A 21,126-nucleotide genomic window follows, 5' to 3' on the forward strand; every position below is an offset into this window, starting at 1 on the left:
CAAGCTCTAGACAACCTCACACCCGCGGAGTACCTTCGCCAGTGCCACCCAGACTTGGCCTCTTCGCCTCTTCTGTCTCACATGTAGCGAACGAGTACAGAGCCTTGCCCTTCCCTACGGGCATTGCTAAAATAACAGAGCTAAATCCCACACGATAACTATGCATATTTCGCCCCTACTTCCACGCCTACACCACAGCGTTTACAATAGGTGTCTTGGTGAGAACGGGGGCACCGGTTCGATTCCAGTTGTGGGCTCCACATACTAGTAAGCTGTCTTGTAGGAGGATTCGCGATGGCGAAGCGGAAGTTTGAGCGGACCAAGCCGCATGTAAATGTCGGCACCATAGGGCACGTCGACCACGGAAAGACCACCCTGACCGCGGCCATCACGAAAGTGCTGGCGATGCAGGGGCAGGCCGAGTTCCGCTCGTTTGACTCCATCGACAACGCCCCCGAGGAGCGGGCGCGGGGCATCACCATCGCCATCGCCCACGTGGAGTACGAGACCGCGAAGCGGCACTACGCGCACGTCGACTGACCGGGGCACGCCGACTACATCAAGAACATGATCGTGGGGGCGGCGCAGATGGACGGGGCGATCCTGGTGGTCAGCGCCCCCGACGGCCCCATGCCGCAGACGCGGGAGCACATTCTGTTGGCGCGGCAGGTTGAGGTGCCGAACATCGTCGTGTTTTTGAACAAAGCCGACATGATGGACGACGAAGAGCTGCTGGAGCTGGTGGAACTGGAGATGAGGGAGCTTCTGACGAAGTACCAGTTTCCCGGGGATGAGATTCCGATTGTGCGAGGGAGCGCGCTGAAGGCGCTGGAGTGCGAGTCGAAGGATCCGAACGCGCCGGAGTACGAGTCGGAGCGGCGGCACTATGCGCACGTGGATTGTCCGGGGCACGCGGATTATGTGAAGAACATGATCACGGGTGCGGCGCAGATGGACGGGGCGATCCTGGTGGTGAGTGCGGCGGACGGCCCCATGCCCCAGACGCGGGAGCACATTTTGTTGGCGCGGCAGGTGAATGTGCCGTACGTGGTGGTATTTTTGAACAAGGTGGACATGGTGGAGGACAGTGAGCTGGTGGATCTGGTGGAGCTGGAGGTGCGGGAGCTGCTGAGTGAGTATGATTTTCCCGGGGACGAGATCCCGGTGATCCGGGGGAGTGCGCTGAAGGCGCTGGAGAGTGGGGATCCGGAGTCGGAGGCGGGGAGGGTGGTAGGGGAGTTGTTGGCGGCGGTGGACAGCTACATACCGGAGCCGGTGCGGGAGATTGACAAGCCGTTTCTCATGCCGGTGGAGGATGTGTTCAGCATCACGGGGCGTGGGACGGTGGCCACGGGGCGGATCGAGCGGGGGCAGGTGAAGGTGGGGGAGGAGGTGGAGATAGTGGGTCTTAGGGAGTCGAAGCGGAGTGTGGTGACGGGGGTGGAGATGTTCCGCAAGGTATTGGAGGCGGGGGTAGCGGGGGACAATGCGGGGCTCTTGTTGAGGGGAGTGGGTAAGGAGGAGATCGAGCGGGGGATGGTGCTGGCCAAGCCGGGGAGTATCACGCCCCACACGCGCTTCCAGGCGGAGGTGTACGTCTTGACCAAGGAGGAGGGGGGCCGCCACACGCCCTTTTTCCCGGGGTACCGGCCGCAGTTTTACTTTCGCACCACGGACGTGACGGGGAGTGTGCGGCTGCCGGAGGGTGTGGAGATGGTGATGCCTGGGGACAATGTGCAGATGGAGATCGAGCTGATCAGCCCGATTGCCATGGAGAAGGAGTTGCGCTTTGCCATCCGGGAGGGCGGGCGTACAGTGGGCGCGGGAGTGGTTACGGAGATCCTGGAGTAGGGCGGGCGCAAGCCCGACGCCCGGAGGCGGCGGGCCCAAGCCTTATCGGAAGCCCGCCGGGCGTACAGTGGGCGCGGGAGTGGTGACGGAGATCCTGGAGTAACGACACCATGGCAGGCAAGATCCGGATCCGGCTCAAGGCCTTCGATCACGCGGTGATCGATCAGACGGCGTCGGACATCGTGCGCACGGCGGAGAAGACGGGCGCGCGCGTGAGCGGGCCCATCCCGCTTCCCACCCGAGTCCAGCGCTGGACGGTTTTGCGCTCCCCGCACGTTGACAAGAAGAGTCGCGAGCAGTTCGAGCTGAAGACACACAAGCGGGTGATCGACATCATGGACTCGCGGCCGCAGACGATTGATGCCTTGACCAAGCTCGACCTGCCGGCGGGCGTCGATGTTGAGATCAAGGTGGACTGAGTGGTCGAGTTCGTGAGTACGGTCGGCCGAATGCGACGGTACTTGCGAATTCGACCACAAAGGTGGAACGGCCCATGGCGGGACTGATCGGACGCAAGCTGGGCATGACCCAGATCTTCGATGAGCGGGGGGCGCTCGTGCCCGTGACGGTGGTCGAGGCCGGCCCCTGCCCCGTGCTGCAGGTCAAGACGGCGGACTCCGATGGCTACGCTGCGATCCAGCTCGGCTTCGGCGCAAGAAAGGAGCGGCGCGTGCGCCGCGCGGAGCGTGGGCATGCCGGAAAGGCAGGACTCGCGCACACCCCCAGGGCGCTGCGCGAGTTCCGCGTTGACGCCCCGGAATCGTTCCAGGTCGGACAGCAGCTCACGGTGGACCAGTTCCATGTCGGTGAACGGGTGAAGGTCACGGGGGCGAGCAAGGGGCGCGGCTTCCAGGGGGTCGTGAAGCGCCACGGATTCCGCGGCCGGCCGGGGTCCCACGGCCACCCCAAGGCACGCAACCCGGGAACGCTGGGTCCGGGAACCAATCCCTCACGGGTCATCAAGGGGAAGAAGCTCCCCGGCCAGATGGGCAATACCCGCCACACGGAGCGCAACCTGCGGGTCGAGCGGATCGACGCCGAGCGCCACCTGCTCTTTGTCCGCGGCGCCGTGCCGGGCGCACGCAACAACCTGCTGCTGATCCGCAAGGCATGACGATGAAGGCAGATGAGGGGTGAGAGGCGCGAGAGGCTCAGCGATCTATGTTTAAGGCACCGGTTTTCACGGCGGACGGCGAGAAGCAGGGCGAGACGCGGCTGCCCAAGGCCCTGTTCGATGGAACCGTCCACGAGCCGGCCATGTGGCAGGCGGTAAAGGCGTACCTGGCCAACCAGCGGCAGGCTACGGCGTCCACCCGGACCCGGGCCGAGGTGTCGGGGGGCAACCGCAAGCCGTGGCGGCAGAAGGGAACCGGCCGCGCCCGCCAGGGCTCGACCCGCTCGCCACATTGGCGAGGTGGCGGCGCCGTCTTCGGGCCGCAGCCGGTACGGAACTACCACCAGGACCTGCCCAAGCAGGTGCGCTGGCTGGCGCGTCGCTCCGCCTACAACACACGGGCGCAAGACGGAGCGGTCTGGGTGGTTCAGCAGCTCGACTTCGACGCCCCCCGCACCAGGCGCGTCACGGGACTGCTCGGGAACCTGGGTGTCGCCGGCAACGTCCTGCTGCTGACGGACGGGCACAAGCCGCTCGTCTACCTATCCGCCCGCAACCTACCGGGCGTGCGCGTCCGGCCGTTCGGGCAGGAGTCCGCTTACGACGTGCTGTGGGCGGACAGCCTGGTCATCGAGGAAGCGGCGCTCAAACGCGCGCGGGAGGTGGCACATGCGTGATCCGCGCGACGTCCTGATCCGCCCCGTAGTGACGGAGCGTTCGACGGCGCTGGCCGACGCACAGGCGGCCTACACCTTCGTGGTGGCGCCGGCGGCCAACAAGCTCGAGATCCGTCGCGCCGTGGAATCGCTGTTCGGCGTCCGCGTCATCGACGTCCGGACCATGAACTACCGGGGCAAGTGGCGCCGCGTCGGCCGCAGCCTGGGCCGCCGCCCGGGCTACAAGAAAGCGGTGGTCCGGCTGGCAGCGGGCGAGCGCATCGACGTCTACGAGGGAACCTAGGCCGTTGCCTGAATTGCGAGCATAGCACCCATGCCCATTAAGAAGTTCAAGCCGGTGACACCCGGCACCCGGTTCCGCTCCGTGAGCGCGTTCGAGGAGGTCACGCGGGAAGGGCCCGAACGCTCGTTGACCGAGCCGCTCAAGAAGACGGGCGGCCGGAACCATCACGGGCACATCACCTCGCGCAGGCGGGGCGGCGGCCACCGGAGACTCTACCGCCGCATCGATTTCCGGCGCGACAAGTGGGGAGTCCCCGCCCGCGTGGTCGCGGTCGAGTACGATCCGAACCGCTCGGCCAATATTGCGCTGCTCCAGTACGCGGACGGCGAGAAGCGCTACATCCTGCACCCGCGCGGGCTCGTGCCCGGCGAGACCGTGGTGAGCGGGCCGGGCTCCGACGTGCGCATTGGCAATGCCCTGCCCATCGGCGAGATGCCGCTGGGCACAGTGGTGCACAACATTGAGCTCAAGCCCCGGAAGGGCGGGCAGATCGTGCGCTCCGCCGGGGCCGGCGCCCAGGTGATGGCCAAGGAGGGGGACTACGTGACGCTCCGCCTGCCCTCGAGCGAGGTGCGCATGGTCCGCAAAGAGTGCCTGGCCACCATCGGCCAGTTGGGCAACGTGGACCACGAGCTCCAGAGCATCGGGAAGGCGGGTGCCAACCGTTGGCGGGGCCGGCGCCCGCGCGTGCGCGGCGTGGCCATGAACCCCGTGGACCACCCGCTGGGTGGTGGCGAGGGCAAGAGCTCGGGCGGCCGGCCGCCCACCTCGCCCTGGGGCAAACCGGAGGGGAAGAAGACGCGCAAGCACAAGAAGGAATCCAACAAGTACATCGTGCGCGGCCGCAAGCGCGGCAAGTCAACGCTGTAGGCCCAGCCAGGGGAAGGGCGACGCAGGCATGAGCAGATCGATCAAGAAGGGACCCTACATCGACGGCAAGCTGCTCGAAAAGGTCGAGCGGATGAACGCGCGAGGGGAAAAGCGGGTGCTGAAGACGTGGGCCCGCGCTTCGACCATCTCGCCCGAGTTCGTCGGGCATACGCTGGCCGTGCACAACGGTAACAAGTTCATCCCGGTCTATATCACAGAGAACATGGTCGGCCACAAGCTGGGCGAGTTTGCGCCCACCCGCCTCTTCCGGGGGCATGGTGGCAAGCTGGCCGACAAGCGAGCAAGAGTGAAGTAGACGAGCATGGAAGCCCGGGCAGTATCCAAGTACGTGCGCCAGAGTCCGCGCAAGATGCGGCTGGTAGCCGACCTGATCCGCGGCAGAGCGGTAGGCGAGGCGTACGCCATCCTGCGCTTCTCCAAGAAGCGGGCGGCCGAGGTGCTCGACAAGACGCTGCGCTCGGCCGTGGCCAACGCCCGGCAGAAGGCGGAGGGCGCCGGCGAGCCGGTGGACGTGGACGTGCTCTATGTGCGCGAGGCCTACGTGAACGAGGGGCCGCGCCTCAAGCGCTGGCGCGCCGCGGCCATGGGACGGGCATCGCCCATCCGCCGGCCCACCAGCCACGTGGTTGTTGTCGTGGACCGTAAGGAGTAGGTATGGGACAGAAGACGCACCCGCGTGGCTTCCGGCTGGGCATCATCAAGCCCTGGAAATCTCGCTGGTACGCGGGCCGCAACTTCGGCCAGTTGCTGGCTGAGGACGGAACCATCCGCAAGTACCTGCACCAGCGGCTGGCGCACGCGGCCCTTTCCGAGGTCGAGATCGAGCGCAAGCCGCAGAAGATTGTGGTCACGGTGCACACGGCCCGGCCAGGCGTGGTGATCGGGAAGCAGGGCGCGGAGGTGGACAAGCTGCGGGACGAGCTGGCGCTGCTCACCAAGAGCGAGGTCTCCATCAACGTGGAGGAAGTGAAGCGGCCGGAGCTGGATGCCCAGCTCGTGGGCGACAACGTCGCACACCAGCTCAAGCAGCGCGTCTCCTTCCGCCGAGCCATGAAGCGGGCGGTGCAGTCGGCCATGCGGGCGGGCGCCGAAGGCATCAAGATCCAGTGTGGCGGCCGCCTGGGCGGCGCGGAGATCGCGCGCACGGAGGGGTACCACGAGGGGCGCGTCCCCCTGCACACGCTGCGGGCGGACATCGATTACGCGCACTCTACGGCCAAGACCACCTACGGCACGATTGGCGTGAAGGTCTGGATCTTCAAGGGCGAGGTCGTCGAGAACCGGCGCGGGCGCACCTATTCGACGGGATCCTGATGGCGCTCCGGACTGGCGCGCGGGCTGGGGCTAGGGGCCCGAAAGGACAAGCGAGATGCTGGCACCCAAGAGGGTAAAGTACCGCAAGCAGCAGAAGGGTCGCACCCGCGGCATGGCCACCCGCGGCCATACCGTGGCGTTTGGCGACTACGGCCTGCAGAGCACCGAGCCGGCGTGGATCAGCAATCGGCAGATCGAGGCAGCCCGCGTCGCCCTGACCCGCCACATCAAGCGGGGCGGCAAGGTGTGGATCCGGATCTTCCCGGATAAGCCCGTGACCAAGAAGCCAGCCGAAACGCGGATGGGCAAGGGGAAGGGGAATCCGGAGGCGTGGGTGGCCGTGGTCAAGCCCGGGCGGGTGCTCTTCGAGCTGGAGGGCGTGAGCGAGGCCGTGGCGCGCCGTGCCTTCGAATTGGCCGCTGCCAAGTTGCCGGTGAAATGCCGCGTGCTCGTCCGCGAGCGCGCCGCCGAGGGAGGAACGGAGTGAACGCCGCCGAGATCCGGGAGCTGACAGACGGCGAGGTCCGCGAGCGAATGGCCCAGACTCGGGAAGAGCTGTTCCGCTTGCGCTTCCGCGCCGCGACGCAGCCGCTCGAGAATCCGGCCCTGCTCCGCAAGCTGCGCCGGGATCTCGCCCGGATGAAGACCATCCTGCGGGAGCGGGGACAGTCATGACGCAGAAGCCGAGAGCAACGCGCAAGACCCGGGTCGGCACCGTAGTCAGCGACAAGATGGACAAGACCGTGGTGGTCGCCATCCAACGCCGGGTCTCCCACGCGCTCTATGGCAAGCAGGTCGTGCGCACCAGGAAGTACCACGCCCACGACGAGGAAAACGCCGCCCGCACCGGCGATGTGGTCCGCATCATGGAGACGCGGCCGCTCTCCAGGACGAAGCGCTGGCGCGTGGTCGAGATCGTCGAGCGGGCCAGGTGAGGCGGCCATGATCCAGCAGGAATCGATCCTCAAGATCGCCGACAATTCGGGCGCCAAGCAGGCCAAGAGCATTCGTGTGCTGGGCGGCTCGAAGCGCCGCTACGCCGAGGTCGGCGACGTGATCGTGGTGGCTATCAAGGACGCGCTCCCCAATGGCACCGTGAAGAAGGGCGAGGTCGCCAAGGCGGTGGTCGTGCGCACGGCGAAAGAGATGCGGCGCCGGGACGGCTCCTACATCCGCTTCGATGACAATGCTGCCGTCATCATCAATGACGCGGGCGAGCCGCGCGCGACCCGCATCTTCGGGCCCGTGGGCCGCGAGTTGCGCGAGAAACGCTTCATGAAGATCGTGTCCCTCGCCCCCGAGGTGATCTGAAGATGGTACGTCGTTTTCTGGGCGGCGCCGGCAGCCGCCGCAAGAAGCCGCGTCGCGATCACGGACGCAAGGTGCACGTTCGCAAGGGGGACCGGGTCAAGGTCATCCGGGGCAACTTCGCGGGCATGGAAGGCAGCGTACTGCGCGTGATCCCGAAGGAGAACCGGCTGGTGGTGGAAGGCGTGAACCTGCGCAAGCGCCACATGCGCCCTAGTGCGGAGAATCCAGAGGGCGGCATCGTCAGTTTCGAGGCGCCGCTCCATGCCTCCAACGTCATGCTGATCGATCCCTCTACCGGGGAGCCGAGCCGCGTGCGCAAGCGGATCGAGCCGGACGGCACCAAGGAGCGTATCGCCGTGAAGAGTGGCAATCCGATTCCCGCGCCGCGGGTCTGATAGGTCAGGTCGAGGAAGATGAAACCAAGACTGGAGAGGTACTACCTGGAACGGGTTCGCCCGCGCCTCCTGGAGACGCTCGGGCTCAAGAACCCCTACCAGGTGCCCCGGCTGGAGAAGATCGTGGTCAACGTGGGGGTGGGCGAGGCGCCGCGGAACGCCAAGCTGCTGGATTCCATCGTCGAAGAGCTCTCGCTCATCACCGGGCAGCGCCCCGTGATGACCCGGGCCCGCAAGTCCATATCGAATTTCGCCATCCGCGAGGGCATGTCCATAGGCGCCATGGTTACGCTGCGCGGCGCGCGGATGTACGAGTTCCTCGACCGACTGATCAACGTGGCCATCCCGCGGGTGCGCGACTTCCGCGGACTTGCTACACGCTCGTTCGACGGCCGCGGGAATTACACGCTCGGGATCAAGGAGCAAATGATCTTTCCGGAGATCGACTACGACCGGGTCCAGAAGATTCACGGCATGGACATCGTGATCGTGACCTCCACCGATAAGGACGACGAGGCCTACGCGCTGCTCCGGGAGCTGGGCATGCCGTTCCGCGGCGAAACGCCGGTGCTGGTCTCGTCCAATGGCGCCGAGCGCGCGGCCGACTGAAGCCGCGGCGGGAGTAAGGAGAGCATGGCCAGAAAGGCAATGATCGAGAAGTCGCAGAGGAAGCCCAAGTTCCCGGTCCGCCAGCACAATCGTTGCGCCCGCTGCGGCCGCGCACGGGCGTTCCTGCGGAAATTCGGGCTGTGCCGGATCTGCTTCCGCGAGATGGCGCTGAGTGGCGAGATCCCGGGGGTGCGCAAGGCGAGCTGGTGACCATAGGAGAGGCTGAACGGTATGATGACGGACCCCATTGCCGACATGCTGGCACGCATCCGCAACGCCGGTCAGGCGGGGCACAAGCGGGTGGATGTCCCGGTCTCGAAGCTCAAGACGGAGATCGCCAGGATCCTCAAGGAGAACCATTTCATTCACGACTACAAGGTGCTGGAGGACGGCCGCCACGGCGTCCTGCGCCTGTACCTTAAGTACTATCAGGAGCGGCCCGTGATCCGGGACATGACGCGCGTGTCCCGGCCCGGGCGGCGGGCGTATTCCAGCGTCCCGGAGCTACCCCGCGTGCGGGCGGGCATGGGTATGGCCATTGTCTCGACCTCGCAGGGGGTGATGTCGGACAAGGAGGCCAGGGCCCGAAACGTGGGCGGCGAAGTCCTGGCACTGGTCTGGTGAGGCAGTAGACCATGTCCCGCATAGGAAAGAAGCCGGTCCCGATCCCGCCCGGAGTTACCGTTCGCGTGGACGGCTCCATCGTCGTCATCAAGGGGCCCAGAGGTGAGCTCAGCCGGACGTTCCGTCCCGAGATGCGCATCAGGAATGCGGACGGGCGGCTGACGGTCGAGCGCCCCTCGGATGCCAAGGCGCACCGCGCCCTGCACGGCCTGACCCGCGCGCTCCTGGCCAACATGGTGCAGGGCGTCACGACCGGCTTCCGCAAGGCGCTCGAGATCGTGGGGGTGGGCTACCGCGCCGAGAAGCGCGGCAAGAACCTGGTGCTCAGCGTGGGCTATTCGCACATCGTCGAATACCCCGAGCCGGAAGGCATCGTGATCTCGGCTCCCAGCCCGACCACCATCGTCATCGAGGGCGTTGATAAGCAGAAGGTCGGGCAGGTCGCCGCAGAGATCCGCGCCGTCCGGCCACCCGAGCCGTACAAGGGCAAGGGCATCCGCTACCAGGGCGAACAGGTCCGGCGCAAGGCGGGCAAGACGGGAGCCAAGTAAGCGCCCCGAGGGTAGATCGAGCATGAAGTCGAAGACAAGACAGCGTGAACTGCAGCGTATCCGGCGGCATCGCCGAGTCCGGAGCAGGGTCGGGGGGACGGCCGAGCGGCCGCGTCTGGTTGTACACCGCTCGCTCAAGCACCTCCAGGGACATCTCGCCGATGACGCTGCCGGCAGGGTCCTGCTCGGCGCCTCGACCGCGGCAGCCGAACTGGCCGAGCTCAGGGCGAACCCCGAGGTCAGCAAGGCGGAGCTCAGCCGCGCCGCCGGTCGGATCCTGGCTCAGCGCGCACAGGCTGCCGGAATCCGCCGCGTGGTCTTTGACCGCGGCGGGTACCTGTATCACGGACGCGTCGCGGCATTCGCCCAGGGCGCACGGGAGGGAGGACTCGAGTTTTAATGGCTGAACCGGTAAGGGCGAGCGAGAAGCCGCGGGTCGCGAGAGAGCCACGAGCGGGGGGTGGACGGCGCGTCCGCTCCGAGACAGAACTCGTCGAAAACGTGATCTTTGTGAACCGCGTCGCCAAGGTGGTCAAGGGCGGCCGGCGCTTCTCCTTCACGGCCCTGGTGGCGGTCGGGGATCGCGACGGCCACGTGGGCATTGCGCTAGGGAAAGCGAACGAGGTTGCGGAGGCCATCCGCAAAGGACTCGAACAGGCGCGCCACGCTATGATCGATGTGCCTCTCCAGGGCGGCACCATCCCGCACGAGGTGATCGGCGGGCAGGGCGCCGCCCGAGTGCTGCTCAAACCTGCCGGCGCAGGGACCGGTGTGATCGCAGGCGGCCCCGTGCGCGCGGTGCTCGAAGCCGCCGGCATCACCGACGTGCTGACCAAGAGCCTGGGATCCAACAACCCGATCAACGTGGTGCGGGCAACCATGAACGCCCTCGAGGAGCTCGTCACGCCCGCCCAGGTGGCGGCCGAGCGAGGCATCACGCTCGAAGAGTTGGGGGCCCGCCGTGGCTAGGAAGAAGGCTGCAGAGCGGCCCCGCCTGCTCCGCATCACGCAGATCCGCAGCGCCCTGGGCCGCCCCGCCAGGCAGCGGGCAACCCTCCGCGCGCTCGGATTGCGCCGCCATCAACAGACCGTCGTGCAGAAGGACAACCCTGCCATCCGCGGGATGCTCTTCGAGGTGAACCACCTCGTCCAGATCGAAGAAGTCGAGGGGACCAAAAGCCGATGAAGAAGCTCAGCGATCTGGGCCGCCCGGCCGGCGCGCACCGTCCGCGCAAGCGCCTCGGGCGTGGCCCCGGATCCGGTATCGGGAAGACCAGCGGCCGCGGCCATAAGGGCCACAAAGCCCGTACCGGCGGCACCACCCACCCCTGGTTCGAGGGCGGGCAGATGCCTCTGCAACGCCGGGTGCCGAAGCGCGGCTTCCATAACCCGTTCCGCAAGGAATACGAGATCGTAAACCTGCGAGACCTGGGGCGGATCGAGAAGGACACGATCACGCCTGAGGTGCTCCAGGCGCACGGACTGGTGGACCTGGGAAAGGGGCGGCCGGTCAAGATCCTGGGTGACGGCAAGCTCGGGCGCGCCCTGCGCGTGCAGGCCCACGCCATCAGCGCCGCCGCCCGCGCCAAAGTCGAGGCCGCGGGTGGGACCGTGGAGTTGCTGGAGGGCTGAGGCATGGCCAATCCCATCCCCAATCTGTTTCGGATTCCCGAGCTCAAGAGCAAGATCCTCTTCACCCTGCTGGTGCTGCTCATCTATCGCCTGGGCGCGCATGTCGCCGCGCCGGGGCTGGATGTGGGAGTGCTGCGGGAGCGCTTCGGCCAGTTGCAGGGCACCCTGCTCGGCGTCTACGACATGTTCGTCGGCGGCGCTCTCTCCCGCGCGACTGTGCTCGCCCTGGGGATCATGCCCTACATCTCGGCCAGCATCATGTTTCAGTTGCTGGCTGCCGTGTTCCCCACCATCGAGAAGATGCAGAAGGAAGGAGAAGAGGGGCGCAAGAAGCTCACCCAGTGGACCCGCTACGCCACCGTTGCGCTCGCCTTCGTGCAGGGTTACGGCTACGCCGTATTTCTGCAGAGCCCGGCCATCGGCGCCGTGCTGAATCCGGGATTGCCCTTCCTGCTCTCCACTTCCCTGGTGCTGACCACGGGCGCGATCTTCGTCATGTGGTTGGGCGAGCAGATCACCGAGCGCGGAGTCGGCAATGGCGCGTCACTGCTCATCTTCTTCTCCATCATCGAGGGATTCCCTTCCGCGCTCAGCCGGACCTGGGAGGCGCTCACCACCGGCGTCATCGGACCGTTCCGGCTGGTCGTACTCGTCGCCGTCATGGTGGGCGTCATTGCCGGGGTCGTGGGGATGACCATGGCCTCGCGCAAGATCCCGGTCCAGATCCCGCGCAAGGTGATGGGCCGTGGCCGGATCCGCGAAGGACAGAAGAGCTTCATTCCGCTGCGCATCAACTCGGCGGGCGTCATGCCTATCATTTTCGCCCAGTCCATCATCATCGTGCCGGGCACCATCGCTGCGTTCAGCAACATCGCGTTCCTGCGCGGGCTGGCCACGACCTTCCAGCCGGGGAGCTGGTGGTACTACGGCAGCTACACGCTCCTCATCCTGTTCTTCACCTACTTCTATACCGCCATCATCTTTAACCCCGTGGATCTGGCGGAGAACCTGAAGAAGCAGGGGGCGTTCATACCGGGGGTCAAGCCAGGCGCCCGCACGGCAGAATACATCGATTACGTGCTCAGCCGGGTCACGCTGCCAGGCGCCATTTACCTGGCCTTGATCGCGCTCCTCCCCTTCTGGATATTCGATATATTCAACATCCAGGGGCTCTTCTTCTTCGGCGGCACCTCGCTCCTCATTGTCGTCGGTGTGGCGCTCGATACCGTGCAGCAGATGCAGCAGCATCTGCTGCTGCGCCACTATGAGGGCTTCATGAAGAAGGGGCGGGTGCGGTTCCGCGGGCGGCAGCGCTATATGTAATCCGGCAGGGCGGCAGGAGCGGGGGCGGGGCGGCGGCCGGGCGCAGGCGCCGCCTGTCTCGCCTCCGCTTTCGCTTCTCCGCAGTGAGCTGGCGTGGGAGTATGAATGTCATCCTGATGGGGCCGCCGGGAGCCGGCAAGGGCACACAGGGCGCTTTGCTCGCCGAGCGCCGCGCGATGACCCGCATCGTCACCGGAGACCTGCTGCGCGAGGCGGTGCAGCGCGGGACCCCACTCGGCCAGAAGGCCAGGGCGTACATGGATGCCGGGGAGCTCGTCCCGGACAGCCTCATGCTGGAGCTCCTCCGGGAGGTGCTCACCGCTCCTCAGGACGAGGGGCGTCCAGCGGATTTCCTCTTCGACGGCTTTCCCCGCACGCTGCCCCAGGCCCAGGCGCTCGACGCGCTGTTCCGAGAGATGGGGCTCACCCTGGACGCCGTCATCGTAGTCGATGTGCCGGACGACCTGCTGATCAGACGCCTGAGCGGCCGCCGCACCTGCGCCAGTTGCGGCGCGGTCCACAACGTTTACTTCCAGCCACCTCGAGTGCCAGGGCATTGCGACTCGTGTGGCGGCCCGCTCGTCGAGCGCCCCGACGACGCCGCGCCCACCGTCCGCCGCCGGCTCGAGGTGTACCGCCGGGACACGGAACCGCTGATCCAGTACTACCAGCGCAGCGGTACGCCCGTCCGTCACCTGCGCGGCGACCGCGACGTCGACCAGGTCTACCACGCCATCACCAGGGCGCTCGAACCGTGGTCTACCTGAAGACCGCGGCTGAAATCGAGGCCATCGCCGAGGCCGGCGCCGTACTGGCTCGCCTCTTCGCCGCGCTCCCCGCCCAGGTCAAGCCACGCGTCACGACCGCCCAGCTCGATGAATTCGCCGAAGAATTCATCCGCCGCCACCCCGGCGCTGAACCCGCGTTCAAGGGTCTCTATGGATTCCCCGCCAGCATCTGCATCTCCATCAACGAGGAGGTCGTACACGGCATCCCCAGTCGCCGCCGCATGCTCCAGGAAGGAGACATCGTCAGCATTGATGCCGGCGTCGCCCTGGGCGGCTGGTACGCCGATGCCGCCGTCAGCTTCCCCGTTGGCACCATCGACCCCACGGCCCAACGTCTCCTCCAGGTCACCCGCGCCGCCTTGCAGCGCGCTGTCGCTCTCGCCGTCCCCGGTAACCGAATCGGCGACGTCGGGCACGCCGTGCAACGAACGGCCGAAGAGGCCGGATTCAACGTGGTACGCGACCTGGTCGGCCACGGCATCGGCCGCGAACCCCACGAAGAGCCCCAGGTGCCCAACTTCGGCCACCCCGGTCACGGAATCCGCCTCCAGCAGGGCATGGTCCTGGCCATCGAACCCATGCTCAACGAAGGGTGCGCCCAAACCCGCACGCTCCCCGACCGCTGGACCGTCATCACCGCCGACCGCCGCCGCAGCGCCCACTTCGAGCACACGGTCGCCGTGCTCGCCAATGGCCCCCGCCTCCTGACCACCCTCCCCTGACTCGCCAGCTCGCCTCGCTCGCCTCCAGCCGCTTGCCTCCAGCGGCCTTGATGCTCAGGGAGAGGCTGAGTATATTACCAAGCTGTGCAATAACCGAGGATGGCCCGAATGAAGGTACGAAGCAGCGTCAAGCCGATCTGCGAGCACTGCAAGGTGATCCGCCGCCGCGGCGTCGTCCGGATCATCTGCAAGAAGAACCCACGGCACAAGCAGCGACAGGGGTAGGGGAATGGCGCGGATAGCAGGCGTGGATCTGCCCCGCAACAAGCGGATCGAGGTCGCGCTCACCTACATCTTCGGGATCGGTCTGCCCACGGCCCAAAAGATTCTGGACCAGACGGGTGTGAACCCGGAGCGGCGCGTGCACGCGCTCTCGGATGACGAGGTGAATCGACTGCGGCGGATCATCGAGAACCAGCACAAGGTTGAAGGGGCGTTGCGGACCGAAGTCTCGATGAACGTGAAGCGGCTGATGGACATCGGGTGCTACCGCGGCCTCCGGCACCGGCGCGGTCTGCCGGTTCGGGGGCAGCGCACGCACACCAATGCGCGGACGCACAAGGGCTCGCGGCGGCCGATCGCGGGGAAGAAGAGGGCGCCGAAGAAGTGACCCGAAGGTCATCCCGAGGAGCGGAGCGAGGATGGGCCTGCTGATGGCACCGCTTCCGCCGGGCTGAGCCGTACGCAGACGGAGCGGGAATGGCGAATCCGAAGAAGGGGGCGCGGCCAAAGCGCGCCCGTAAGCATGTGGAAGCGGAGGGCGTGGCGCACATCCGGGCCACGTTCAACAACACGCTCATCACGATTACGGACGCGGCCGGCAATGTGGTGGTGTGGGGGAGCTCCGGAAAATCGGGTTTCAAGGGCTCGAAGAAGTCCACTCCCTTTGCCGCCACCGTGGCAGCGGAGCAGGTGGCCCGGGAAGCCGTGAACCTGGGGATGAGGCGCGTGCACGTCCGGGTTCAGGGCCCGGGGAGCGGCCGGGAATCCGCGATTCAGGCGCTGGCCGCCGCGGGTCTGCAGATCCGGTCGATCCGCGACGTCACGCCCATCCCGCACAACGGGTGCCGGCCGCCGAAGAAGCGGAGAGTCTAGCCGCCCCGGCCCAGCTCCACCCGGGCGCGGGGACACGGAGAGGGGGCGACGCGGAGAGGGGGTCGCCGGGTCGCCGGGGTGGAGTTTGGGAGGGCGGCTCCCCGCGTCCCCGTGTCGGGGGCGGCGTAGGGTGAAGGGATGTAAACCGCCACTACCGTCGGGCGGGAGGAAGTCCCGATAGTGCAATCCAGCGAGAGGAGTAGACGGTAGGTATGGGTCGGTATACTGGTCCCGTTTGCAAGCTTTGCCGGCGAGAGGGGCAAAAGCTGTTCCTGAAGGGCACCAAGTGCTACACAGAGAAGTGTCCGATCGAGCGGCGCAACTATGCTCCCGGCCAGCACGGGCTGACGCAGGCGCGGCGGCGCAAGGCGTCGGGCTACGCCCATCAGTTGCGCGAGAAACAGAAGGTCAAGCGCATCTATGGCGTCTCGGAGAAGTACTTCAAGCTCTTGTTCGAGCGGGCGGCAAAGCAGCCGGGTATCACAGGGGAGAATCTGCTGGTCTCACTCGAAGGCCGGCTGGACAACGTCGTGTACCGCCTGGCCTTCGCCCTCAGCCGGAAGCAGGCGCGGCAGCTCGTGCGGCACCGGCACGTCGAGGTGAACGCCCGTATCGTAGACATCCCCAGCTACCAGGTGCGGCCGGGAGACGAGATCCGCATTAAGGAAGTTTCCCGCGACCTGGTCCCGGTGCAGGCCGCGCTCGAGGCCAAGACCCGCCCGGACACCGTCAAGTGGCTGGCTCTGGATGAGGCGACGCGCACGGGACGGATGCTGGAGCGCCCGGGCCGCGCCGACATCCCGCTGGCGGTTCAGGAACAGTTGATCGTCGAGCTCTATTCGAAGTGACGCGAACGTCATCCCCAGGAGCGAAGCGACGAGGGATCTTCTGCTATGACCGGTTTGGCCATAGCAAGCCCCTTGCCGTGCTCCGCCGGGAATGAGAGTTAATCGAGGAGGGGGACCGTGGAGCTAGATCTCACCGGATTGGTGCTGCCGCAGCGCATCGAGGTCGCGCAGCGCTCCGAGGATGGCCGTACTGCGCAGTTCGTGATGATGCCTCTCGAGCGCGGCTTCGGCCAGACGTTGGGGAATACGGTGAGGCGGATTCTGCTCTCGTCCTTGCGCGGTGCGGCCGTATGGGCGTTCCGCATGGATGGCGTCGTGCACGAGCATCAAACGGTGCCCGATGTGGTCGAGGACGTGCACCAGATCATCCAGAACCTCAAGACGCTGGTCTTGACGCTGGACGAGGCGACCGACGAGGCCACCCTCGAGTTCCGCGTCGAGGAGGCGGGACCGGTGACGGCGCGGGCGATCGAGAAGACGGGGGCCGTCACCATCCTGAACCCGGATCACCACCTGTTCGCGCTGCAAACGGATCGCGAGATCAACATCACGCTGTACGTAAACAAAGGAAGGGGCTTCCTGCCGGCGGAGCAGCATGAGATTCCGAAGGGGAGTCCGGTGGACCTGGTGCGGGTGGATTCCATTTACAACCCCGTGCTGCGCGCCAACTTCACGGTGGAGGAGACGCGCGTCGGCGAGCGCACGGATTTTGATCGGCTGACCATCCTGGTGGAGACGAACGGGAGCGTCAGGCCGGAGTCGGCCGTCGCCTATGCTGCCGAGCTGGCGCGCAAGCACCTGGAGTACATGCTGCAATTCACCGCGCCAGGAGAGGCGGAGCCGGCCGTGCCAGGGGCTGTCCCGGTGCCCGTGCCGCTGCGCGAGATGTTCCGCCGCCCCATCGAGGATCTGACAGAGCTCTCGGTCCGTTCGGTGAACTCGCTCAAGAAGGAAAACATCATTACCTTGGGCGATCTAGTACAGCGGACGGAGGAGCAGATGCTCAGAATCGAGAACTTCGGGATCAGGTCGCTGGAGGAGATCCGGGATTTTCTCAAGGAGCACGATCTCCACTTCGGCATGAAGCTCGAGGAGGGCGAGGCCGGGGATCTGTACGTGGTGGAGCAGGCGGGTGGCGAAGAGGGTGAGGCGGGGGTGGCCAGGGCGGCGGAGGAGGAGCAGGAGTAAATGAGGCATCGCAAGAAGGGCCGGCATTTCTCGCGCACTGCGGAGCATCGAGGGCTGATGCTGCGCAACATGGCCTCTGCCCTCTTTCTGCACGGCCGGATCGAAACCACGCTGGCCAAGGCCAAGGAGCTGCGCCGCTTTGCCGAGCCGCTGATCACCAAGGCCAAGCGTGGGGATCTGCATGCCCGGCGACTGGTCGCGCGCCGCATCACGGACGGCGCCGCCCTGTCCAGGCTGTTCGACGAACTGGCCCCCCGGTACGCCCAGCGGCCGGGTGGCTACACTCGAGTGCGCCACCTGGGGCACCGCCCCGGCGATGCCGCCGACATGGCCATTATCGAGCTGGTGGACTGACGCGATGGGACGACGCCCACGAGCACTGCGGTTCGGCGCGCTTCCTGCCCCGGCCGCGCTGCGCCTGGGCGCCGCAATGCTTCTGGCTGGCGCGGGGTGCGAAGCCCGGGACGGCGGTGGCGCTGAGGAGACCGAGGCGGTCGCCGTGGCGCCGGGCGAGCTGGTCAGCGACGCGGCCCACTATGCGGGGCAACCGATCCGGCTCGAGCGGGTCGCCGTGGCCAGTCGACTGGGGCCCGGCCAGGCCTTCTGGATCCGGCTTCCCGGCGATGTGCCGTATCTGATCAAGCTGGATGCGGCGCTGGCCGACCGGGGGGGCCAGCTAGCGGGCGGAGACGTCGTGAGCGTGAGCGGAGTCGTCCGCGAGATGAACGACTCGGTCCTGGCGGACTGGGAGCAGAAGGGTGCAATCCGCAACGAGGGGCACAGGGCGGAGGCGCAGTTTGCCATCACTTTCCTCGAGGCCGCTGAGCTTCGCAAGCATTGAGTCGAGTCCAGAATCAATGGGAGTGTAAGGGGAAATCCATGGCCCGTGTTTGTTACGTGTGCGGCAAGGGCACGCGATTCGGCCACAACGTGAGCCACGCCAACAACCGCACGCGCCGCCGCTGGCAGCCCAACTTGCGCCGGGTACATATCGAGGAACCAGGCGGGTTGCGGAAGCATGTCCAGGTCTGCACCCGTTGTCTCTCGGCGGGGAAGGTGCGCAAGGCTCGTAGCGGAGTGGCCGCGTAAGGTGGTCGAGTTCGTAAGTACGGCCACGAATGCGGCCGTATTTGCGGATTCGACCACTAAGCTTCCGAGCGAGCGGTGAGGCTCGCCGCCGCGCTCTGTAGCGTCCCGGCGCCGTTTGCGGGAAGGCGCCCGGCACAACCGTGCCGGGCGCTTTGCGCGACGGATCTCCGCCCGCGCCTCGTGCGCCGCGCGACGGAGGATCGATGCTCCTAGCCGTGCCGCCCATCCAGGCCGCGGCGGCGCCCCAGGGCGTGGCCGAATACCTCTTTCTGCTTGCCGTGATGCTGGCCGCCGCCAAGATCGCCGGAGAGTTGGCGGAGCGGATCGGGCAGCCCGCGGTTCTGGGCGAGCTCCTCGCCGGCGTAGCCCTCGGGGCCTCCATCCTCGGAGTCGTCGATCCCGCGGATCCGTTGATTCACCTGCTCGCCCAGTTCGGCGTCATCATCCTGCTCTTCGAGATCGGACTGGAAACCGATCTGCGGCGCCTGCTGCGCGTGGGCCCGGCCTCGAGCATCGTCGCCATTGTGGGCGTGGTGCTGCCCTTTGGCCTGGGGTATGCCGCACTCGTCGGGCTGGGGTTCCCGGCGCTCCCCGCGGTGGTCGCGGGCGCAGCGCTCACGGCTACCTCCGTGGGCATCACGGCGCGCGTGCTCTCGGACCTGGGGCGGCTGCACGAGCCGGAGAGCCAGATCGTCCTGGGCGCTGCCGTGATCGACGATGTCATCGGCCTGATCATACTTGCCGTGGTGGCGAAAGCGGTGGCGGGAGCGCATCTGACGCTCAGCGGAGTGGCCATGACGACGGCCCTGGCGTTCGGTTTCCTGGCGGCCGTCCTGGCCGTCGGCACGGTGGCTGGGCCGCCGCTGTTCCGGCTGCTCGCGCGCCTGAGCCGCGAGGAGACGCTGGCCACCATGGGGCTGGCCCTCGGCTTTCTGGTGGCGTACCTGGCCGACATCTCGGGGTCCGCCCTGATCGTGGGTGCCTTCGCGGCCGGGCTCGTCGTCGAGCGCACGCCCCAGGCGCCGGTGGTTGGGCGTGGCATCGTCGCCCTCGGCCAGTTCTTTGTTCCCATCTTCTTCGTCGCGGTGGGCGCCGCTGTGGACGTCCGCTCCTTCCTGGATCCCGGGGTGCTCACGGTTGGCGCGGCGCTGATCGCGGTAGCGATCGTAGGCAAGGTGGCAGCAGGCTACGCGCCGATCTGGTCCACCGCGAAGAAGAGCGTGATCGGAGTCGGGATGATGCCGCGGGGAGAGGTGGGCCTCATTTTCGCCCAGATGGGGCTCACCGCTGGCGTCCTTTCCGCGGGCCTGTTCAGCGCCCTCACGCTGATGGTCATGGTCACCACATTCCTGGCGCCGCCACTCCTGAAGATACTGTTTCCGCCGCTCGGGGAAGGACTGCCCCCGCCCCCCGAGGGTGTGGCCAAGATTACCACGGAGGCCTGATGCTGGCTGGTCCGGGCTGCGGGTGGACGGGACGGTGAAACCCGCCCAGTCGCGCCCGCTTCGCGGGCGCCGGATTGTTGTGACGCGGCCTCGCGCACAGGCGGCGGGATTCATCGCCGAACTCGAGGCGTTGGGCGCGGAAGTGATCGCGTTCCCCGCCATCCGCATCGAGCCGCCGGCGGACCCCCTGCCGCTGCGCGAGGCAGCGCGTTCCGTGGGCGGATACGACTGGGTCGTCTTCACCTCCGTGAACGGCGTCGAGCGCTTCTGGCAGGAACTCGAGCAAAGCGGGCGCGACGCCCGAGCGCTGGAGGGAGTACGCGTCGCTTGCATTGGCCCGGCCACCGCCCGGGCGCTCGAGGCGCGTAGCATTCGCGCCGCTGTCGTGCCGGCCCGCTTCATCGCGGAGGACCTCGTGGAGGCTATGGCCTCCGTAGCCAACCTGCGCGGCGCTCGCGTGCTGCTCCCCCGCGCAGCCAGCGCGCGAGCCGCACTGCCCGCGGGACTCGCGGCGCATGGCGCCAGCGTGCACCAGGTGGAAGCCTACCGCACGGTCCCGGATGCGCAGGGCGGTGCATGGCTGCGCCAGCAGCTCGACCTCGACGCCATTGATGTCATTACCTTCACGGCTTCGTCGACCGTCGAGAGCTTTGTGCAAGCCGTGGGCACGCGGCTCGGGCGCGCCATCATCGTCGCCATCGGGCCGATTACGGCCGCGACCGCGCGCCAACACGGGCTCCGCGTGGATATCGTGGCCGAGGAGCATACCACCGCCGGAATCATTCAGCGGCTCCTGGACTACTTCGCCTGAAGCAATGCCATGACGAGATCTGCCGTAGTGACGGGTTCTGCCGCGGAACTGCTCTCCCGATTCAAGTCCCGCGACGCCTGCTGCGGGGTCATGGGCCTGGGCTACGTGGGCCTGCCCCTCGCCGTGCAGATGGCGCGCGCCGGCTACCGTTTGCTGGGCTTCGATGTCGACGGCGAGGTTGTTGCCGGCCTGAACCGAGGCGCGTCTCACATCAGGGATGTGGACTCTTCCACTCTTGCCGCTCTCGTCCAGGCGGGCAGCTTCGAGGCGACGCTCGACCTGGACCGCCTGGCGCAATGCGACGCCATTTCCATTTGCGTGCCCACGCCCTTGTCCAAGACGCGCGATCCGGACGTGAGCTACGTGGTGGCGGCTACGGAGGCGGTAGCGCGGACGTTGAGGCGGGGGCAACTGGTGGTGCTGGAGTCGACCACCTATCCGGGGACGACGCGGGAGGTGATGCTGCCCAAGCTGGAAGCGGGGGGCCTCAAGGTAGGGGAGGATTTTTTCCTGTGTTTCAGTCCGGAGCGGGTGGATCCCGGGAACGTGGAGTGGAGGGTGGAGA

The 21,126-nt window shown here is 66.8% G+C and carries 37 protein-coding genes; all 37 read left to right on the plus strand.

The annotated features are described in order from the left end of the window. Positions 1–294: 294 nt before the first annotated feature. Complete coding sequence (locus HY703_07095) at positions 295–540, plus strand: hypothetical protein (protein ID MBI4544940.1); 246 nt, start codon at positions 295–297, stop codon at positions 538–540. A 171-nt stretch (positions 541–711) separates the two neighbouring features. Then, positions 712–1,851, plus strand: a complete 1,140-nt coding sequence (gene tuf, locus HY703_07100; GenBank protein MBI4544941.1) for an elongation factor Tu — start codon at positions 712–714, stop codon at positions 1,849–1,851. A gap of 110 nt (positions 1,852–1,961) precedes the next feature. Continuing rightward, positions 1,962–2,270: a 30S ribosomal protein S10 gene (gene rpsJ, locus HY703_07105; GenBank protein MBI4544942.1), complete on the plus strand. Its 309-nt coding sequence runs from the start codon at positions 1,962–1,964 to the stop codon at positions 2,268–2,270. Positions 2,271–2,344: 74 nt separating this feature from the next. Beyond that, a complete protein-coding gene (gene rplC / locus HY703_07110) occupies positions 2,345–2,965 on the plus strand; it encodes a 50S ribosomal protein L3 (GenBank protein MBI4544943.1) in 621 nt (206 codons plus the stop codon). Positions 2,966–3,012: 47 nt separating this feature from the next. Continuing rightward, the gene (rplD, locus tag HY703_07115) at positions 3,013–3,642 is read left to right on the plus strand and encodes a 50S ribosomal protein L4 (protein MBI4544944.1); all 630 of its coding nucleotides are present in this window, start codon (positions 3,013–3,015) and stop codon (positions 3,640–3,642) included. Then, complete coding sequence (locus tag HY703_07120) at positions 3,635–3,925, plus strand: 50S ribosomal protein L23 (GenBank protein ID MBI4544945.1); 291 nt, start codon at positions 3,635–3,637, stop codon at positions 3,923–3,925. Before rplD ends, HY703_07120 begins: the two co-directional genes overlap by 8 nt. 30 nt (positions 3,926–3,955) lie before the next feature. Then, the gene (rplB, locus tag HY703_07125) at positions 3,956–4,795 is read left to right on the plus strand and encodes a 50S ribosomal protein L2 (GenBank protein ID MBI4544946.1); all 840 of its coding nucleotides are present in this window, start codon (positions 3,956–3,958) and stop codon (positions 4,793–4,795) included. Between the two features lie 28 nt (positions 4,796–4,823). Beyond that, the gene (gene rpsS / locus HY703_07130; GenBank protein MBI4544947.1) at positions 4,824–5,111 is read left to right on the plus strand and encodes a 30S ribosomal protein S19; all 288 of its coding nucleotides are present in this window, start codon (positions 4,824–4,826) and stop codon (positions 5,109–5,111) included. 6 nt (positions 5,112–5,117) lie between these two features. Beyond that, the gene (gene rplV, locus HY703_07135) at positions 5,118–5,468 is read left to right on the plus strand and encodes a 50S ribosomal protein L22 (GenBank protein MBI4544948.1); all 351 of its coding nucleotides are present in this window, start codon (positions 5,118–5,120) and stop codon (positions 5,466–5,468) included. Positions 5,469–5,470: 2 nt separating this feature from the next. Next, positions 5,471–6,130 carry a 30S ribosomal protein S3 gene (rpsC, locus tag HY703_07140; protein ID MBI4544949.1) on the plus strand — a complete coding sequence of 220 codons (660 nt, stop codon included), beginning with the start codon at positions 5,471–5,473 and terminating at the stop codon, positions 6,128–6,130. A gap of 55 nt (positions 6,131–6,185) precedes the next feature. Next, positions 6,186–6,617, plus strand: coding sequence for a 50S ribosomal protein L16 (gene rplP / locus HY703_07145; protein ID MBI4544950.1), 432 nt, complete (start codon positions 6,186–6,188; stop codon positions 6,615–6,617). Continuing rightward, on the plus strand, positions 6,614–6,805 hold the full coding sequence (gene rpmC, locus HY703_07150) for a 50S ribosomal protein L29 (GenBank protein ID MBI4544951.1): 192 nt from the start codon (positions 6,614–6,616) through the stop codon (positions 6,803–6,805). The genes rplP and rpmC overlap by 4 nt, the downstream gene beginning before the upstream one ends. Then, positions 6,802–7,065: a 30S ribosomal protein S17 gene (gene rpsQ, locus HY703_07155; protein ID MBI4544952.1), complete on the plus strand. Its 264-nt coding sequence runs from the start codon at positions 6,802–6,804 to the stop codon at positions 7,063–7,065. The genes rpmC and rpsQ overlap by 4 nt, the downstream gene beginning before the upstream one ends. Positions 7,066–7,072: 7 nt before the next feature. After that, a complete protein-coding gene (gene rplN, locus HY703_07160) occupies positions 7,073–7,441 on the plus strand; it encodes a 50S ribosomal protein L14 (GenBank protein MBI4544953.1) in 369 nt (122 codons plus the stop codon). A 71-nt stretch (positions 7,442–7,512) separates the two neighbouring features. Next, entirely contained in the window at positions 7,513–7,836 is a 324-nt protein-coding gene (gene rplX / locus HY703_07165) for a 50S ribosomal protein L24 (GenBank protein ID MBI4544954.1), read from the plus strand. 18 nt (positions 7,837–7,854) lie between these two features. Next, on the plus strand, positions 7,855–8,445 hold the full coding sequence (gene rplE, locus HY703_07170) for a 50S ribosomal protein L5 (protein MBI4544955.1): 591 nt from the start codon (positions 7,855–7,857) through the stop codon (positions 8,443–8,445). 24 nt (positions 8,446–8,469) lie between these two features. Continuing rightward, on the plus strand, positions 8,470–8,655 hold the full coding sequence (locus HY703_07175) for a type Z 30S ribosomal protein S14 (GenBank protein MBI4544956.1): 186 nt from the start codon (positions 8,470–8,472) through the stop codon (positions 8,653–8,655). A gap of 21 nt (positions 8,656–8,676) precedes the next feature. Next, a complete protein-coding gene (rpsH, locus tag HY703_07180) occupies positions 8,677–9,069 on the plus strand; it encodes a 30S ribosomal protein S8 (protein MBI4544957.1) in 393 nt (130 codons plus the stop codon). 11 nt (positions 9,070–9,080) lie between these two features. Then, positions 9,081–9,620, plus strand: coding sequence for a 50S ribosomal protein L6 (gene rplF / locus HY703_07185; GenBank protein MBI4544958.1), 540 nt, complete (start codon positions 9,081–9,083; stop codon positions 9,618–9,620). Between the two features lie 22 nt (positions 9,621–9,642). Then, positions 9,643–10,020 carry a 50S ribosomal protein L18 gene (locus HY703_07190; GenBank protein ID MBI4544959.1) on the plus strand — a complete coding sequence of 126 codons (378 nt, stop codon included), beginning with the start codon at positions 9,643–9,645 and terminating at the stop codon, positions 10,018–10,020. Continuing rightward, positions 10,020–10,589 carry a 30S ribosomal protein S5 gene (gene rpsE, locus HY703_07195; protein ID MBI4544960.1) on the plus strand — a complete coding sequence of 190 codons (570 nt, stop codon included), beginning with the start codon at positions 10,020–10,022 and terminating at the stop codon, positions 10,587–10,589. The genes HY703_07190 and rpsE overlap by 1 nt, the downstream gene beginning before the upstream one ends. Continuing rightward, positions 10,582–10,806 carry a 50S ribosomal protein L30 gene (gene rpmD / locus HY703_07200; protein MBI4544961.1) on the plus strand — a complete coding sequence of 75 codons (225 nt, stop codon included), beginning with the start codon at positions 10,582–10,584 and terminating at the stop codon, positions 10,804–10,806. Before rpsE ends, rpmD begins: the two co-directional genes overlap by 8 nt. Next, positions 10,803–11,252 (plus strand): 50S ribosomal protein L15, encoded by a 450-nt coding sequence (rplO, locus tag HY703_07205; GenBank protein ID MBI4544962.1) that lies wholly within the window; start codon positions 10,803–10,805, stop codon positions 11,250–11,252. The genes rpmD and rplO overlap by 4 nt, the downstream gene beginning before the upstream one ends. Before the next feature lie 3 nt (positions 11,253–11,255). After that, a complete protein-coding gene (gene secY, locus HY703_07210) occupies positions 11,256–12,575 on the plus strand; it encodes a preprotein translocase subunit SecY (protein MBI4544963.1) in 1,320 nt (439 codons plus the stop codon). Positions 12,576–12,676: 101 nt separating this feature from the next. Beyond that, entirely contained in the window at positions 12,677–13,342 is a 666-nt protein-coding gene (locus tag HY703_07215; protein MBI4544964.1) for an adenylate kinase, read from the plus strand. Continuing rightward, the gene (gene map / locus HY703_07220) at positions 13,330–14,085 is read left to right on the plus strand and encodes a type I methionyl aminopeptidase (protein MBI4544965.1); all 756 of its coding nucleotides are present in this window, start codon (positions 13,330–13,332) and stop codon (positions 14,083–14,085) included. Before HY703_07215 ends, map begins: the two co-directional genes overlap by 13 nt. Before the next feature lie 108 nt (positions 14,086–14,193). Beyond that, positions 14,194–14,310 carry a 50S ribosomal protein L36 gene (rpmJ, locus tag HY703_07225; protein MBI4544966.1) on the plus strand — a complete coding sequence of 39 codons (117 nt, stop codon included), beginning with the start codon at positions 14,194–14,196 and terminating at the stop codon, positions 14,308–14,310. A 4-nt stretch (positions 14,311–14,314) separates the two neighbouring features. Then, the gene (gene rpsM, locus HY703_07230; protein ID MBI4544967.1) at positions 14,315–14,695 is read left to right on the plus strand and encodes a 30S ribosomal protein S13; all 381 of its coding nucleotides are present in this window, start codon (positions 14,315–14,317) and stop codon (positions 14,693–14,695) included. 89 nt (positions 14,696–14,784) lie between these two features. Next, positions 14,785–15,180, plus strand: coding sequence for a 30S ribosomal protein S11 (rpsK, locus tag HY703_07235; GenBank protein MBI4544968.1), 396 nt, complete (start codon positions 14,785–14,787; stop codon positions 15,178–15,180). A 212-nt stretch (positions 15,181–15,392) separates the two neighbouring features. Further along, the gene (gene rpsD, locus HY703_07240) at positions 15,393–16,028 is read left to right on the plus strand and encodes a 30S ribosomal protein S4 (GenBank protein ID MBI4544969.1); all 636 of its coding nucleotides are present in this window, start codon (positions 15,393–15,395) and stop codon (positions 16,026–16,028) included. Positions 16,029–16,145: 117 nt separating this feature from the next. Then, entirely contained in the window at positions 16,146–17,216 is a 1,071-nt protein-coding gene (locus HY703_07245) for a DNA-directed RNA polymerase subunit alpha (GenBank protein MBI4544970.1), read from the plus strand. Then, entirely contained in the window at positions 17,217–17,570 is a 354-nt protein-coding gene (gene rplQ / locus HY703_07250; GenBank protein ID MBI4544971.1) for a 50S ribosomal protein L17, read from the plus strand. It begins immediately after the preceding gene. A gap of 4 nt (positions 17,571–17,574) precedes the next feature. After that, complete coding sequence (locus tag HY703_07255; GenBank protein MBI4544972.1) at positions 17,575–18,057, plus strand: hypothetical protein; 483 nt, start codon at positions 17,575–17,577, stop codon at positions 18,055–18,057. 38 nt (positions 18,058–18,095) lie between these two features. After that, the gene (locus tag HY703_07260) at positions 18,096–18,305 is read left to right on the plus strand and encodes a 50S ribosomal protein L28 (GenBank protein MBI4544973.1); all 210 of its coding nucleotides are present in this window, start codon (positions 18,096–18,098) and stop codon (positions 18,303–18,305) included. A 281-nt stretch (positions 18,306–18,586) separates the two neighbouring features. Then, a complete protein-coding gene (locus HY703_07265) occupies positions 18,587–19,750 on the plus strand; it encodes a cation:proton antiporter (protein MBI4544974.1) in 1,164 nt (387 codons plus the stop codon). Between the two features lie 79 nt (positions 19,751–19,829). Further along, a complete protein-coding gene (locus HY703_07270) occupies positions 19,830–20,561 on the plus strand; it encodes a uroporphyrinogen-III synthase (protein ID MBI4544975.1) in 732 nt (243 codons plus the stop codon). A 9-nt stretch (positions 20,562–20,570) separates the two neighbouring features. Next, positions 20,571–21,126 (plus strand): UDP-N-acetyl-D-glucosamine dehydrogenase (locus tag HY703_07275; protein MBI4544976.1); only part of this gene is annotated, 556 nt, incomplete at its 3' end.

The organism is Gemmatimonadota bacterium, assembly GCA_016209965.1.
In the GTDB taxonomy this organism is placed as follows: Bacteria; Gemmatimonadota; Gemmatimonadetes; order Longimicrobiales; family RSA9; genus JACQVE01.